General features: G+C 36.4%; 12 protein-coding genes. 8 read left to right on the top strand and 4 right to left on the bottom strand.

Translation table 11 applies throughout. The features are described 5' to 3' along the window. Positions 1-228 precede the first annotated feature (228 nt). From D0T08_RS24750 to D0T08_RS24740, 3 genes are all read left to right on the top strand, one after another. Positions 229-1,473 carry a 3-phosphoshikimate 1-carboxyvinyltransferase gene (locus tag D0T08_RS24750; protein ID WP_116985441.1) on the top strand — a complete coding sequence of 415 codons (1,245 nt, stop codon included), beginning with the start codon at positions 229-231 and terminating at the stop codon, positions 1,471-1,473. Between the two features lie 72 nt (positions 1,474-1,545). Continuing rightward, the gene (locus D0T08_RS24745; protein ID WP_116985440.1) at positions 1,546-2,469 is read left to right on the top strand and encodes an aspartate carbamoyltransferase catalytic subunit; all 924 of its coding nucleotides are present in this window, start codon (positions 1,546-1,548) and stop codon (positions 2,467-2,469) included. 247 nt (positions 2,470-2,716) lie between these two features. Then, the gene (locus tag D0T08_RS24740) at positions 2,717-6,154 is read left to right on the top strand and encodes a 3-coathanger stack domain-containing protein (protein WP_116985439.1); all 3,438 of its coding nucleotides are present in this window, start codon (positions 2,717-2,719) and stop codon (positions 6,152-6,154) included. Between the two features lie 60 nt (positions 6,155-6,214). On the opposite strand, the gene D0T08_RS24735 is transcribed toward D0T08_RS24740, so the two are convergent. Next, positions 6,215-6,610, bottom strand: coding sequence for a hypothetical protein (locus D0T08_RS24735; RefSeq protein WP_147322845.1), 396 nt, complete (start codon positions 6,608-6,610; stop codon positions 6,215-6,217). A 232-nt stretch (positions 6,611-6,842) separates the two neighbouring features. Between D0T08_RS24735 and D0T08_RS24730 the strand changes: the two genes are divergently transcribed. After that, the gene (locus tag D0T08_RS24730) at positions 6,843-7,388 is read left to right on the top strand and encodes an NADH-quinone oxidoreductase subunit C (protein WP_409012962.1); all 546 of its coding nucleotides are present in this window, start codon (positions 6,843-6,845) and stop codon (positions 7,386-7,388) included. Positions 7,389-7,429: 41 nt separating this feature from the next. Here D0T08_RS24730 and D0T08_RS24725 read toward each other — a convergent pair whose 3' ends face one another. After that, the gene (locus D0T08_RS24725) at positions 7,430-9,025 is read right to left on the bottom strand and encodes a peptide chain release factor 3 (RefSeq protein ID WP_116985437.1); all 1,596 of its coding nucleotides are present in this window, start codon (positions 9,023-9,025) and stop codon (positions 7,430-7,432) included. A gap of 177 nt (positions 9,026-9,202) precedes the next feature. Between D0T08_RS24725 and D0T08_RS24720 the strand changes: the two genes are divergently transcribed. Then, positions 9,203-9,805, top strand: coding sequence for a 2OG-Fe(II) oxygenase (locus tag D0T08_RS24720; RefSeq protein WP_116985436.1), 603 nt, complete (start codon positions 9,203-9,205; stop codon positions 9,803-9,805). Here the strand turns inward: D0T08_RS24720 and D0T08_RS24715 are convergent. Together D0T08_RS24715 and D0T08_RS24710 are read right to left on the bottom strand one after the other, a co-directional pair. Continuing rightward, the gene (locus D0T08_RS24715) at positions 9,802-10,572 is read right to left on the bottom strand and encodes a molybdopterin-dependent oxidoreductase (protein ID WP_229239045.1); all 771 of its coding nucleotides are present in this window, start codon (positions 10,570-10,572) and stop codon (positions 9,802-9,804) included. The two genes, D0T08_RS24720 and D0T08_RS24715, sit on opposite strands and share 4 nt — an antisense overlap. 11 nt (positions 10,573-10,583) lie before the next feature. Beyond that, the gene (locus D0T08_RS24710) at positions 10,584-11,291 is read right to left on the bottom strand and encodes a cytochrome b/b6 domain-containing protein (protein ID WP_116985434.1); all 708 of its coding nucleotides are present in this window, start codon (positions 11,289-11,291) and stop codon (positions 10,584-10,586) included. A gap of 188 nt (positions 11,292-11,479) precedes the next feature. Between D0T08_RS24710 and D0T08_RS24705 the strand changes: the two genes are divergently transcribed. The 3 genes from D0T08_RS24705 (at position 11,480) to D0T08_RS24700 (ending at position 15,188) form a co-directional block, all read left to right on the top strand. Next, positions 11,480-12,001 (top strand): hypothetical protein, encoded by a 522-nt coding sequence (locus D0T08_RS24705; protein WP_116985433.1) that lies wholly within the window; start codon positions 11,480-11,482, stop codon positions 11,999-12,001. A gap of 148 nt (positions 12,002-12,149) precedes the next feature. Continuing rightward, complete coding sequence (locus D0T08_RS27835) at positions 12,150-12,323, top strand: hypothetical protein (protein ID WP_199538217.1); 174 nt, start codon at positions 12,150-12,152, stop codon at positions 12,321-12,323. Between the two features lie 228 nt (positions 12,324-12,551). Beyond that, positions 12,552-15,188: a TonB-dependent receptor domain-containing protein gene (locus tag D0T08_RS24700; protein WP_116985432.1), complete on the top strand. Its 2,637-nt coding sequence runs from the start codon at positions 12,552-12,554 to the stop codon at positions 15,186-15,188. Positions 15,189-15,223: the final 35 nt, after the last annotated feature.

The raw sequence follows: 15,223 nt of genomic DNA, 5'->3' as shown, positions 1-15,223 counted from the left end.
CGATTCTTACGGATTGTGTTTAAAATCTTGTTCCAAATATATTATAAAAACAAAAATTAGAAAATTATGTTTTTTACGGGGAAAATTTTCCCCGTAATTGTGGAGCGGGTTGTAAAATATGCCGTCATCGAAAAATTTGAGAAATTTAAAATTATACTTCTGACATTTAATAGAAAACCCTAATTTTGCAATTGGAAACAGATTTGAAGACAAACCACTACTTATATTTTGGAAAAAGTAACTCTCTACAAAAACTCTCAGGTATTTCAAGTAAAAATTCAATTAGCTTCTTCGAAGTCAGAAAGTAACAGAGCTTTGATTATCAATGCTTTATCAGGTTTTAAAGGAGATTTGCAAAACCTCTCTTCCGCCCGTGATACCCAGACCATGATTCGTCTGCTTCAATCTCAGGAGCCGGTAGCCGATGTAATTGATGCAGGAACCACCATGCGTTTCCTGACTGCCTATTTTACTGCAACCAATCAGAATAAAACTATGACGGGCACTCCACGCATGTGTGAACGCCCTATCGGAATTCTTGTTGAAGCCTTAAAGACTATCGGAGCAAAAATTGATTATCTACAAAAAGAAGGCTATCCACCATTGCAGATTCACGGATTAAGTGAACAGACAAATAATGAAGTTACCATCAGAGGTGATGTAAGTAGTCAGTATATTTCGGCCTTAGTAATGATAGCCCCAACTTTACCTAATGGTTTGACTATTAACCTGACTGGAGAATTAGGGTCTATTCCTTATATCAAAATGACCCTTGCCCAAATGAAAGCCTTTGGTGTTGAAGCCAAAGCAGACTGGGAAAAGAAAACAATCAGTGTGGCCCCTCAAAGCTATGCTCCAACCACCTATCAGATAGAATCTGACTGGTCGGGTGCAAGTTATTGGTATAGCATTGCCGCTTTATCAACTTTTGAAGATACACAAATTGAATTGTTAGGGTTGAAAGAAAACTCTTTGCAGGGAGATAGTGCCATTGTCGACATTATGGCTCAGTTGGGCGTAAAAAGTACTTTTACAAAAGATGGCGTATTATTGACTAAGATACCAGCTCAAAAGTCTCTCACCTGGGACTTTACCAATTGCCCGGATTTAGCGCAAACAGTTGCCGTTACTTGCGTAGCTAAAGGTGTTGATGCAACTTTTACAGGTATTGAAAGCCTTAAAATCAAAGAGACAGACCGCATATTAGCCCTGCAGAATGAATTAAGTAAATTTGGTGGCAGCCTGACAGAGGTTGTGACAAATACTGAATATAAAGTATCGGGTTCAGGTTTCGAATTTGGTAGTGCAGATATTACCATCGCTACTTATGATGACCACCGTATGGCAATGGCATTTGCTCCATTAGCCATGCTAACTGATGTAACTATTGAAGAGCCTCATGTAGTTGTAAAATCATACCCGAGTTTCTGGGATGATATAAAGAAAGTTGTTACAATAGAACAACCTGATTGATGATTTTTATGAGCCCCTTTTGTGTATTGGGGCTTTTTTTTTAATTTTGCCAAACATACTTCTCTAATTAAGATGCAATCATTGAGTACCAAACATCTTCTCGGTATAAAAGACCTTACAACAAACGATATTCAACTTATTTTAGAAACTGCCAGAGAATTTAAAGAGGTAATTAATCGTCCGATTAAGAAAGTACCTTCGCTGAGAGATGTAACGATTGCCAATGTTTTTTTTGAGAATTCTACCCGTACTCGATTATCATTCGAATTGGCTGAGAAAAGACTTTCAGCCGATGTAGTCAATTTTTCTGCTTCAGGAAGTTCAGTAAAAAAAGGAGAGACGCTACTTGATACTGTCAATAATATATTGGCCATGAAAGTAGATATGATTGTGATGAGACATGCCAGTCCTGGGGCACCACACTATTTATCAAGAAAAATTAAAGCCAATATTGTAAATGCCGGTGACGGTACCCATGAGCATCCCACGCAGGCCTTACTAGATTCTTTTTCTATGCAGGAAAAACTGGGTGATCTGGCGGGAAAAAAGATTGCGATCATCGGAGATATTCTTCATTCGAGAGTGGCCCTTTCGAATATATTCTGTTTGCAAAAATTAGGTGCTGAAATTACCATCTGCGGGCCAAATACGCTTTTGCCTAAATATATTAGTGAGATAGGTGTAAAGATTTCGCATAGCGTTAAAGAGACTTTACAATGGTGCGATGTGGCTAATGTATTAAGGATTCAGTTAGAGCGGCAACAAATAAAATATTTCCCTTCTTTGAGAGAGTACTCTTTGTATTTCGGCATTAATAAACAAATGCTTGATGAATTAGATAAGGAAATAGTTTTGATGCACCCAGGGCCAATCAACAGAGGAGTTGAACTTTCAAGCGACGCAGCAGACTCACATCATTCAATCATTCTTGACCAGGTTGAAAATGGTGTGGCTGTACGAATGGCGGTGCTATATCTTTTATCTCAACAAGGATAAATTATTGGTATTTTTTATCTAATTTTGCCAACAGACCATTAAGTAGAATCAATAATAAATTTGCTGTGACGGCAATTATCTTTGTTTTCTCTTCCCATTCATAGCCATAAATCTATTTTGAAGCAGAGTAATAGCTGTTACTAAATTCTTCTGTCTATCAAAAACAATCTTTTTACACTATAAAGGAAATCTGAAGTTGTTTATCCGATGATGTGTTACTATTTGTTTAACCATTAATTGCTATTTTATGAGGAAATTTTATTTGATTCTATTTTCTATTATTTCTCTTTGTACTTCTGCGCAGGAACTTCTTAAGGAAATTGTTACAAGTAATGCTAGTTCGCACCCTAGAAATATGGTTAACGCGAATGGTAAACACTTCTTTTTGGCGAAGGGCGTCAATTCAAGTACTCAACTTTGGGTAACTGATGGTACAGGAAACGGTACAATACAAGTAACTTCCCCAGGTACAAATGGAAGCCCCTATATCGATGGACAGTTGCATGCGATAGGTAATAAAGTAGCGTTTGTGGGATATAGTTATCAAAATGGTTATAATTATTATGGTTATGAATTATGGATCAGTGATGGAACAAGTTCAGGTACTTATCTTGTAAAAGATATTAATCCAGGTACTAATAGTTCATATCCTGGTACCTTTTTGAAATTTGGAGACAAATTAGTCTTCTGGGCTAATAATGGTTCAAACGGAAGCGAGCCCTGGATAACAGACGGAACAGAGAACGGAACTATGCTATTAAGTGATTTTTATCCGGGAACCTCAAGTTCGTACATAAATAATTCGACGGATTATGTAATAAGTGGCTCAAAATTATATTTCACTGTTTCTTCTCAAGACAGAGGTTATGAACTGGCAGTCACTGATGGAACACCTTGGGGAACTAGTATTGTTAAAGATATTGAGGGCGGTACCAATTCATCTTATCCGACTAATTTAAGAGCAATTGGAAATAAAGTGATTTTCACAGCTTATAATAATTCTTATGGAACAGAGTTATGGATTTCTGACGGAACTGAAGGGGGAACCTCAATCCTCAAAGATATATACTCAGGTTTTGGTTCAAGTAGCCCTTCAGGTTTTATTGAATTAAACGGCAAATTTATTTTTCGGGCAGATTCTTACAATATGGGTTCAGAAGTATGGATAACTGACGGAACAACTAATGGAACCAAATTAATAAAAGATATTTATTCTGGCTATTATTCTTCCTATCCCCAAGACTTCCTCAAAGTAGGTAATACTGTTTTTTTTAGTGCTACTGATGGTATTAGTGGAAGAGAACTCTGGAAAACAAATGGTACTGCTGAAGGTACATTGTTAGTAAAAGATATAAATCTTACGAGCATTCTTGACGAGAGTTTAACTTTTTCTTCTTACAGTACCCGCAGGAAATTTATCGATATAAATGGAAAATTATTCTTTTTGGCAAATAGCGGGAGCGAGGGTTTTGAATTGTGGAAGAGCGATGGGACCAGCGCCGGAACAACTTTGGTGAAAGATTTTATTGCAGGCCCGGCAAGCCCTGAATTTAGTAATTTTCAAGTTACCGGGTCGTTCCTATATTTTTCAGTTAAAGATAACGCAGATAACAGATATTATTACAGAACCGATGGAACTGCAGAGGGCACCATCGAAGTTTCTAAGCTCAATCCTAGCCTTGAATTTGAGAATGTATACACTTTAATAAGCATTAATAATCAATATTTCTACTTTTCAGCCTATAATAGTCTTGTTGGATATGAATTATTTAAAGTAACCGGCAATACTATTAATCTGGTAAAAGATATAGATACGAGTCCGCTTTTTTTTAGCTCTAATTTTCAGTATAAGGCGGGGGTCAACAATAATCTTATATTTAATTACAATAATAACCTGAATGGGAATGAACTTTGGAAAACTGATGGAAGAAGCAATACCAATCTATTGATGGATATCAGGAAGTATCCGGATATAGGTTCAGATTATTATTCTAACTCTTCCAGTATTTATAGCCTGTGCAGTTTTAATAATTACGTATATAGTATCATAAATAATAATATTTGGCGAACCAATGGAGAAACAACCGAATTATTCAACTCAAGTAATGGCTCAGTAAACGGATTAATAGTATCTAATAATAAGCTTCGGTGGGTTTCTTCCAATCAGCTTTTCGAAACAGATGGTAATACCATTACGCTTATTACAACACTATCAGACTACAGCTATTATTCAAGTAATTTGATAGGTGATGTAAATGGAATTACTTACTTTTCTTTTAGTACCTATACTCATGGGCAAGAGTTATGGAGAACTGACGGAACTTCGGCAGGAACCTGGATGGTGAAAGATATTAACTGGGGAACCGGGTCTACTTATATTGGTAATGGGTGTAAGGTAGGAAACAAGCTGTTTTTTGTTGTTTACGATAATATAAACTTTGGAACAGAGCTATGGATTACTGATGGAACAGACGGAGGAACATATATTGTAAAAGATATTTATCCCGGTTCTTATAGTGCCTATCCGAATTATCTGACAAACCTGAATGACAATTTGTTAATTTTTGCTGCTTCTGATGGGAATAATGGCACGGAACTATGGAGAAGCGATGGTACAGAAGGTGGAACATATATGATTTCTGACATATACAGTGGAAGCTATGGTTCTTCACCTACACCTTATGAAATGGGTAAATTTCCGGTTTTCAATAACAAGGTATACTTTGAAGCTTACACTACAACAAGCTATAAACTATTCGCAAGTGATGGAAATTCAGTTTCGGTAGTAAAGGATCGTATTGATCCTGAAGCAATCTGTGTATTTAAAAATGAATTGTATTTCAGAGCATCCAATTTTGACAATCCTAGAGGCTATGAGCTTTGGAAAAGCGATGGGACAACAGCAGGAACTACTCTTGTAAAAGATATAAATGAAGGCCCAAATAGCTCAGGTCCTCGCTCATTTTATTCATATAAAGATATTCTATATTTTATCGCTGATGATGGTAAACATGGTTATGAATTGTGGGCATTGACACCTTGCGCTGATAGTCTTAATATAAATACTACTCTTACCGGACTGAATAACTATCAGGCTGGTAGAGTTATTGTGGGCGAAACAGCTAATACTATTTCCTCAACAGCCAAGATAACTTATGATGCCGGAAAGTATATTTTGTTTCAACCAGGTTTTATTACAAACGAGGGTGCTGTTTTTGAGACTTTGCTCCAAGGTTGCAGTAATGCCCCATTGAAAGATAATATTAGTAATATCGAGCCGCAAAAACGGGATAAGAAAACTGAAGAGTATATTCAGGACATGCATGATGCACCGGCTGTGGAAGATTTTATTGAAAAAGGCAATAATTTAGATTTAAGGATAATCTGGGCGAAGTTTTTAGAAGATAGCAAACCTATTACAGACAAGGAGCGACAATTGAATTTAGAAATGATAACACTTGGAGAGCAAAGTAAGACAATTAAAGCAGACAAAAATCAAGAAATTTTAGCAAACCACCACAGTATTACTGCTGAAAAGGAAAAGAATTATAACTTATTTAAACAACAAACAGCACAATATAATTATTTTATTCAACCTATAAGAGATAAAAACGGTAAAAAGCTAGGTTATGATTTAACTATATATGCCGGAGGAAAAGTTTATCAATCATCTATAAGAAACTAAGACTATAAATAATAAAAGGCACAGATTTCTGTGCCTTTTATTATATCAACAATTAAAAGATTATTCTTTTTTTCTACCCTTATATTTATCTCTCATCTCCGCCCTTCTTCTTTTTCCTTCTTCTTTAAATTTTGTCATTTGTTCAGGCGTTAGCACGCTCTCATAACTTTTTATCAAAGCATCATGATTCGCTTTTAGTTGCTCACGATTAGCAGCCATCTTTTCTCTTTGTTCTTTCCTTACCTCTTCTCTCTTTTTCTCCTGGTCAAGATTGATTGCTAATAGTTTCTGATACTGATCGTTGCTCAACGCAAGTGATTCTTGCATGCGTTTAGTTCTTAATTCGGCGCGTTGTTCAGGTGTTCTTTCAGTCCTCTCTCCACGAGTTGGATTCTGAGCTAAAGCTGCTGAAATCAACCCACCTACAAGCGTACACACTAAAAGGATTTTTTTCATTGTTTTATTAAGATTGATTATATTAATTGTGAATATTTCTACAACGTTGTGGTTGTTAGAGTAAATTGTCTCGAAAAGGTTTAAAACCTGATTAAACATATTTGTTTTCAAAGATAACAGAATATGTCTTACCTTTACCATTAGTAAGTTTTTTTTGAAGAAATTTTGGATGTTTGGGAGAATAGTATAGTGTATTATAGAATTGTTCTAATTTTTAAGTATTACTGCATTAATGGCTATTTATTCACTCAATCACTCATTTACTCAATTCTTTATGCTTGATTTTGATCTGATAAGACTATTAATTATAAGTATGTTTGGCGAAGAGATTGTTTTAAAAGAAGATAGAACCTCTTTGCAACCAAGCATAACTGTACCTTCTGATAAGATATTAGAAATCTGTCAGTTTCTGCATGTACAACCAAAGTTGTATTTCGATTATCTCGCCTGTATTACTGCCATTGATAATGGGGCAGAAGTGGGTTCGATGGAGGTATTTTATCACCTGACTTCAATCCCTTACGGCCATAATTTTGTATTGAAACTTGAAGTGCCTCGCAATGCAGAAGGAGAACCTTTACCAAAAGTACCATCGGTAACACCTATCTGGCGAACAGCTGACTGGCACGAGCGTGAAGCTTTTGATTTGGTAGGGATCGACTTTGTAGGGCACCCTGATTTAAGAAGAATCTTATTGCCTGCTGATTGGGAGGGTCACCCCTTAAGAAAAGATTATGAAGAACAAGAACATTATCATAGCATTAAAGTAAGATATTAAAAGTAAGGCCCCTTTTCAGAGGGGCCTTACTTTTTTTCAGATTAATATGCCAGTGCTGTTTTAAATTCAGAAGTAGTATGAAACTTGATGTCCGGATTATTCTGAATATTCATTCTTAAAATCCAATCAGTTTCAGCTAAAAATACAGGATTCTGATCTTTATCATAGGCTATGAAATTACTCTTTAATCTGATAAATTCGGCTAATTTAAGTTTATCTTCTGCCGTTATCCAACAGGCTTTTGAATAGGGGCGGGCTTCAAATCTACAGCTGGCTCCGTATTCATTTAATAATCTGTATTGAATTACCTCAAATTGTAGTTCACCGACAGTTCCGATAATCTTTCTGTTACCTGGTTGAACTGTAAACAACTGCGCTACGCCCTCATCGGTTAACTGTTGTACACCTTTTTCTAATTGCTTCGATTTCATCGGGTCATTATTAATTACCTCTTTGAAAATCTCTGGTGAGAAGCTTGGAATACCTGTAAACTGCAACTCTTCTCCCTCTGTCAGGGTATCACCGATTTTGAAAGTACCTGTATCGTATAAACCAATGACATCTCCCGGATAGGCATCTTCTACTACGTCTTTTCTATCTGCTAAGAAAGCAAATGGACTTGAAAAGCGCATTTCTTTGCTTAAGCGTACGTGTTTATAAAATTTGCCACGTTCAAATTGCCCGCTACAGATTCTTAAAAACGCAATTCTATCGCGGTGTCTTGGATCGATATTAGCATGGATTTTAAATACAAAACCACTAAATTTCTTTTCTTCCGGCTCAACCAGACGCTTGTCAGTCATGCGGTGTACAGGAATCGGTGAAACATCGCAGAAGGTGTTCAGCAATTCCATTACACCAAAATTACTTACCGCACTACCAAAAAACACCGGAGCAAGATTTCCTGCCAGATAATCTTCCTGATTAAAATCACTATATACGCCCTCAATTAATTCTACGTCTTCACGTAATTGGTTGGCATCCTTTTCACCTACCTTTTTATCTAATACTTCTGAGTCTAAAGCTATTACTTCAATATCATCTTCCAGGCGAGTCTTATTTACGGCAAAGTGATTCATTTTCTTTTCAAGTAAGTGATATACTCCTTTGAAATTTGAACCGCCATTTACCGGCCAGGTAATCGGACGAACTTTGATATTTAGTTTTTGCTCTAATTCATCCAATAAATCAAAAGGGTTTTGCCCTTCGCGGTCAAGCTTATTGACGAAGATAATTACGGGAGTATTGCGCATGCGGCAGACTTCCATTAATCGTTCCGTTTGTTCCTCAACTCCTTTTACACAGTCAATTACCAGAATTACACTGTCGACAGCTGTGAGAGTTCTGTAAGTATCTTCTGCAAAGTCTTTGTGACCGGGAGTATCGAGGATATTAATTTTAAGGTCTCTGTATTCAAACGTCATAACTGAGGTTGCTACAGAAATACCTCTTTGCTTCTCTATTTCCATGAAATCGGAAGTGGTAGATTTCTTGATTTTATTTGATTTCACCGCACCCGCAGTCTGAATAGCACCACCAAAAAGAAGCAGTTTTTCAGTCAGTGTGGTTTTCCCGGCATCGGGGTGAGCAATGATAGCGAAAGTACGACGTTTGTGTAATTCTTGAAGAAATGACATTTTTATCTAATTTTGTGAACCCTTAAGGATCAACTTAATACGATTTTGAAATTTGTTTAGGAATATGGCTTTGAAGAGGCTTAATACATTTATAATCACTTATTCACTAAATCGCTCAATCACTAATAGATTTAAGCACCTCCACGCATAAAACGGGTGCAAAAATACGCATAAAATATGGAAGAAACATGGCAAGTTTCATTTGAATCAATAATTTCTCAAATAATTGAACAAGGGTACGGAATTCTGGACAGTTTTCTGTCAGAAGGAGAAATAGCTGAGCTGAACGAAAGTTTTCTTGCACATTATCGGGCAAGTGAGTTTAAGCAGGCAGGTATCAGCAAAGGTCATGAAGTAGTAAAGAACATTCGTGGAGACGAAATCTTATGGTTGGAGAAAGAAACGGCTAATTCTGTTGAAACTACATTCTTAGCGCGTTTGGAAGAGTTTATGAATTATGTAAACTATACCTGTTTCTTAGGGCTTCGTTCGTATGAAATCCATTATGCTTCTTATCCGGTTGGCACATTCTATAAACGTCATTTAGATAAATTCAGAAACGATTCAGGCCGTAAACTTTCGTTTATATGCTATCTTAATCAGAACTGGCAAGCTGATAATGGGGGTGAACTGGTGATGTACCTACCAGATAAAGAAGAACTTGTATTGCCTCTTGCTGGCCGATTAGTGGTTTTTGAAAGTGATAAAATTGAACATGAAGTATTGCCTGCCACCCGTGAACGCAGAAGCCTGACAGGTTGGCTACGTAATATTGATTAAAGCGTTACATCATAATCATATCCCAACTCATGCCAATAGTCACGGGGTGGGGTATCCGAAAAGTACATTTTACCTATACGTTTCAGATTTTTAATCCCGTATTTCACAGGGATAATCAAACGTAAGGGGGCACCGTGAAATTTCGGTAAGGGCTGATTATTTACTTCATAACACAGTAAGGTCTGTGGGTGTAAGACACACTCTATGTCTAATCCCACATAATATTTGGCATCTGGCGTTTCCAAACCAACATATTTATACCATTCGTTGCTGCCTTCTTTCTTACCCAAGTTGTATTTATTTAAAAAATCAGAGAACCTTATTCCACCATAATATACAATCTGGTCCCACCCCTCAATACATTTAAAATCAAATATGATTTCCTGTTTAGGTAGGGCTTTAATATCATTCATCTGAAAAAAAGTAGAGGGCTTACCTGTCGGATTGACAACCTCTAGTTGCCATTTTTCTAAATCAATATTTTCTTGTATTCCTATGAAACCATTTAGACGTGGGCGTTTGGTTGGTCTTTCTTTTGGATAAGTTCTGGCCAGATTGTTATTGCTGAAAAACTGGTCTTTTACTTTTTCATTAAAACTTAGCACATCTCTTGTAGTCTGATCTAATCTATTACTGGTTTTAGGCAAATGCCTGTACCATTTCCATGAAAACCATCCACCAATACTCGCCAGAATGAATCCTGTGAAGGAGAAGAAGGTTCTTCGTTGTATTTTTTTATTTGACCATTGTTCTATATTATTTTTCATAGGAATACTCATTAGGCTTCAATAACCGGGGGCGGCTCTTCTTCTGTTTTTTCTTTAGTTGGAGCAATGTTCTTCTTCACTTCAAAACCAGTAATCATTGATTGGAAATTACTCCAGCCTGCTCTGATAACCTGTATGATATGAATCAGAAAGAACAAAACATAGCCAATAGTTAAAATAAAATGTATGGCTCTGGCAAATGCATAACCACCCATCAACCAGGTTAACCAATGTACTTGCACAGGCTTGTATATAGCTAGCCCACTGAGCAATGAACCAAAGCCCATCAGAATAATTGCCGAATAGGCTACTTGTTGCGCACCATTATATTTTCTTACCGGAGGATGATATTTGGTGATGTGTAAATCATGCAGTAGCACCTGCCAGGCTTCTTTAAATGATTGTCTGTTGGGTACCAGATACCGCCATTCTCCTGAAACAAGCGTATAGAGTACATAGAATATACCATTCAGAAAGAAAATCCACATGAAGACAAAATGCGTAGCCATCCCCTCGGCTAAGCGATAGGGGATTTTCAGTGCTTTGTAAAAACTTTCAGGAAAGAATTTGAGCAGTACCAGATTACCAACCTGTATTTTGTACACACCATTAGCCCAATAAATCAATACGCCACTCCAAATCATAATCAACAAAATAGGAAAATTTATCCAGTGAAACCACCTGATAGCTAAGGGATGCTTTTTTTCGACTTCTTTCATTGTTTTTAATTAGAGAATGCGTAACGATTTACATATCTACGTTTAATGACGAATTTAGGATTTTAAAATTAGAGTGCCTGGGTTTAAATAATTTTTGGTGAAACAATGGCTTTCTTAAGACGTTATGAAAGAAGACAATAAAAAACAATTGTATTAGAATTGCTATCTCGAACCGCTATGAACTAATAATGATGAGAAACATTTTTAAAATTTTTCTACTGGTTTTTATTGCATTTGAAACTATTGGGCAGACTACAAAATTTGAAATTTCGAATATCTGTCCTACTCAAACAGCTACTCCTATAAATTCTGTATTTATATTTCCGTTTAAAGTTAAGGTAAAAATTACTAAAAAAGTACGAGGAGAAGGTGGAAGGGAACATTATACCTATCACCTATTTCCAAAATCAAAACTTTATAAAAACTTCAAGTTACAAGTGTATGGAATTCATCTAAATGACACAGATGAATCAATTATAGATTTGTACAAATTTATAGGGTATTTGCCAGTACCTGATTATAAAAACTTACTTTATAACGAAACTCATCTTATCAGCTGGAACAGTTTTGAGTATTTTAACCATAAATATACTTTTTTCATTAGTGTAAACCATAATCAAACTTTGGAAAGATTCGATTTGAATAAAATAATTTGGTTTACAGATACAGCTAAAAACTGGCACTTATATCATAGGCTACACATTCATTAGTATCGGCTGAATTTTCGGACTTGTTTTATCTATCCCAAACTTTATTACGTGCATATTGGATTCAAATCTTCGTTCAATTTCAACAAACTATTACCAACTCTTAGCAATTCAAAAAATAACTCATAAATTTGTACAAAAACGTGAACCAATGACTTTTGAAGAGTATCTGATAAGTAAGAAAATAAGCAAAGAAAAATTCGCTAAGGCCGAGCCTGAGAGATTTGAGGAATGGAAAGTCTTATTTGAACAGATGCATCCCGAAAGTTTCACGATGCACAAGAAATTTTTCTTAAATCCTACCAGACGTAAATATCATTTATAGCTGCTTTATCGGCTTGTATAGACAAGATACGTATATTTAAGCAATTTTTAATTTCAGACTCATCTACTTATCTGAACCTTTCATCTACTATTTCTCGGTACTGGTGATTTTTATAAATCTTTTAATGAAAAGGTGTGTATTTAATGCAAATTTGCGCTGTAATTTTGTATTTAATCAAGATTTTTAAGCTATTACGGCCGACAGACAGTTTAACATTTATTTACACTAATGAAAAAAAGAATTTTACTTACCATCCTTTCTTTGGGATTAATTACCACAACTTTTGCGCAGTTTCCTGGTGGTGGTGGAGGCGGTGGCTTCGGAGGTGGAGGGCGTTCAGGTGGTGGTTTCCCTGGAATGAATCAACAGCAGCAACAACAAATTCCACAAGACGAAATTCCAAGAGGCAATGCCAAAATCAGCGGCAAGCTTATCGATTCAACTACTAATAAACCAGTAGAGTTTGCCTCTATTGCTGTATATGACAAAAACAATAAAGTAGTAGATGGCTCCATGACCGATATGAATGGTGCTTTTACAGTTAAAAACTTAGCGAAAGGTACTTATAAAGTGGTAGCATCTTTCATCGGGTACAGAAATGCTACTTTAAACAAAGTGGAAATTGCTACCAATAAAGCCGATGTAAATGTCGGTAACTTATTGATGGCAACTGATACTAAAATTCTGAACGAGGTAACCGTAACAGGACAAGCCGCTTTAATTGAAGACAAAGTAGACCGTTTGGTATACAATGCTGAAAAAGATATCACCAGTAGGGGAGGTACAGCCGAAGACGTACTAAGAAAAGTACCGATGTTGACGGTAGATATGGACGGTAATGTACAGATGCGTGGTAGTAGCAATATCAAGGTTTTGATTAATAATAAACCCTCAAGTATTCTAGCTTCAAACATTGCTGATGCCATCAAACAGATTCCTTCTGATATGATTAAATCGGTAGAAGTAATCACTTCGCCATCGGCGAAATATGATGCAGAGGGAACAGCAGGCATTATCAATATCATTACAAAGAAGAATAACTTGCAAGGTTTGACTGGTTTTGTAAATGCAGGCGCAGGGGTACGTGGGGCAAATGCTTTTGGTAACCTTAACTTACGTAAGAAAAAAGTAGGTACTTCGTTGAATTTTGGTGGTAATTCAGGTTATAATACACCAAGTGATGGGTCTAGTACTCGTAATAGTTCAGTACGTGGAGTGAATACTACGCTTGCACAAACTGATGCTAACAGAGTAAGACGTTTGTTTGGAAATACTCAATTAAGTGTCGATTATGACATTAATTCTAAAAATTCATTGAGTTTAACCGGTCGTTTGGGCGTGGGTAACTTCAATACAAGAGGGCCTCAAACCTCGCTATTAACTGGCGCAGATAATGCAGTATTACAGGAATACACACGTTATATCAAACAATTGCGTAGTAACAGAAGCATTGATTTCGATTTTAACTATACCAGAACTTTCAAGGATCAAGGACATGACTTCCAGTTTTTGATTCAACATGGTACAAATCTTCGCAATACAGACTTTACTACTGATCAGAACAATCAGCGTTTCAATAAAAGTAATAATGACGGTAAAAATGCCGAAACTACTTTTCAGGCAGACTATAACTTGCCTTTCAAAAAGAATATTTTTGAAACAGGAGCAAAATATGTGATGCGTGATGTGAGCAGTGCTTATGATTTCTTCCAGTTTAATGAGCAGGCAAATGATTATGTATTAGTACCGGGCCGTACCAATAATTTTAACTATGAGCAAAATGTAGCTTCAGCCTACACCTCGCTTACAGTTTCTTTACCAAAAAAATGGGGAGTAAAGGTTGGCGTACGCTATGAAAATACCCAAATCACAGCTAAATTCCAGAGTTCAGACAAGCCAACTACTATTGCTCCATACGAGAACATCGTACCATCATTGTCTATTTCAAAGGATTTTCCAAAAAATCATAAAGTTAGATTCAGTTATGGACAACGTATTCAACGTCCGAATATGGACTTCCTGAATCCTTTTGTCAACTATGCTGACCCATTGAATATCTCTTATGGTAACCCATTACTAAGACCTGAATTGAGCCATAATTTTGAATTGAATTACAATACTTATTTCAAGGCCAATTCAATTAACCTCTCGGTATTCAGAAGATTGACTAACAATAATATTACTTCTGTGAGATCAGTTGATGAAAACGGGGTGATTACCACTACTTTTGATAACATAGGTAAAACCAATTATTACGGGGCCAATCTATTTGTGAATATACAACCAACGAAGAGTTTCAGATTGGGTGGTGGTGCCAACTTCACTTATAATTTGTTAAATGGCTCAATTGTGATTCCGGTTCTTCAAGGCGATAATACGTATAAGAACACTATTGTAGGTATTGAAAATAAAGGTTGGAACTCAAACTTCAATTTCAATGCTTCTTATACCTTTACTAAGGGCTGGGGTGCACAGGCATTCGGTTTCTTTGGAAGCCGTCAGATTCAGTTGCAAGGATACCAGGGCGCCTGGAGAAACTACAATATTGGTATTAAGAAAGACTTCAAAAACAAAAAAGGAAGTTTTAACTTTGGTTTAGACAATCCATTTACTAAATCGATGACTATTAAGAGTTTTGCGCAGGATCCTACTTTTACTTCTAATTCTGTGCGGCATGTGTATAACAGAGGCTTCCGTATGTCTATCAACTATTCATTTGGTAAAATGGATTTCAATGGTGGCAACATGTTCAGAAATAAGAAAAAGGTAAACAATGATGACGTGAAAGCAGGCGAGGGCGATGGTGGCGGACAGCAACAACAGCCTCAGGCACCAGCTGGTGGTGGCGGTGGTCGTCCACGTTAATTAGTTACTATAGTATATAAACAAAGAGAGCAACC

This window comes from Emticicia sp. C21, assembly GCF_003418935.1.
GTDB lineage: Bacteria > Bacteroidota > Bacteroidia > Cytophagales > Spirosomataceae > Emticicia.
This window is presented reverse-complemented; position numbering and strand designations above follow the sequence as displayed.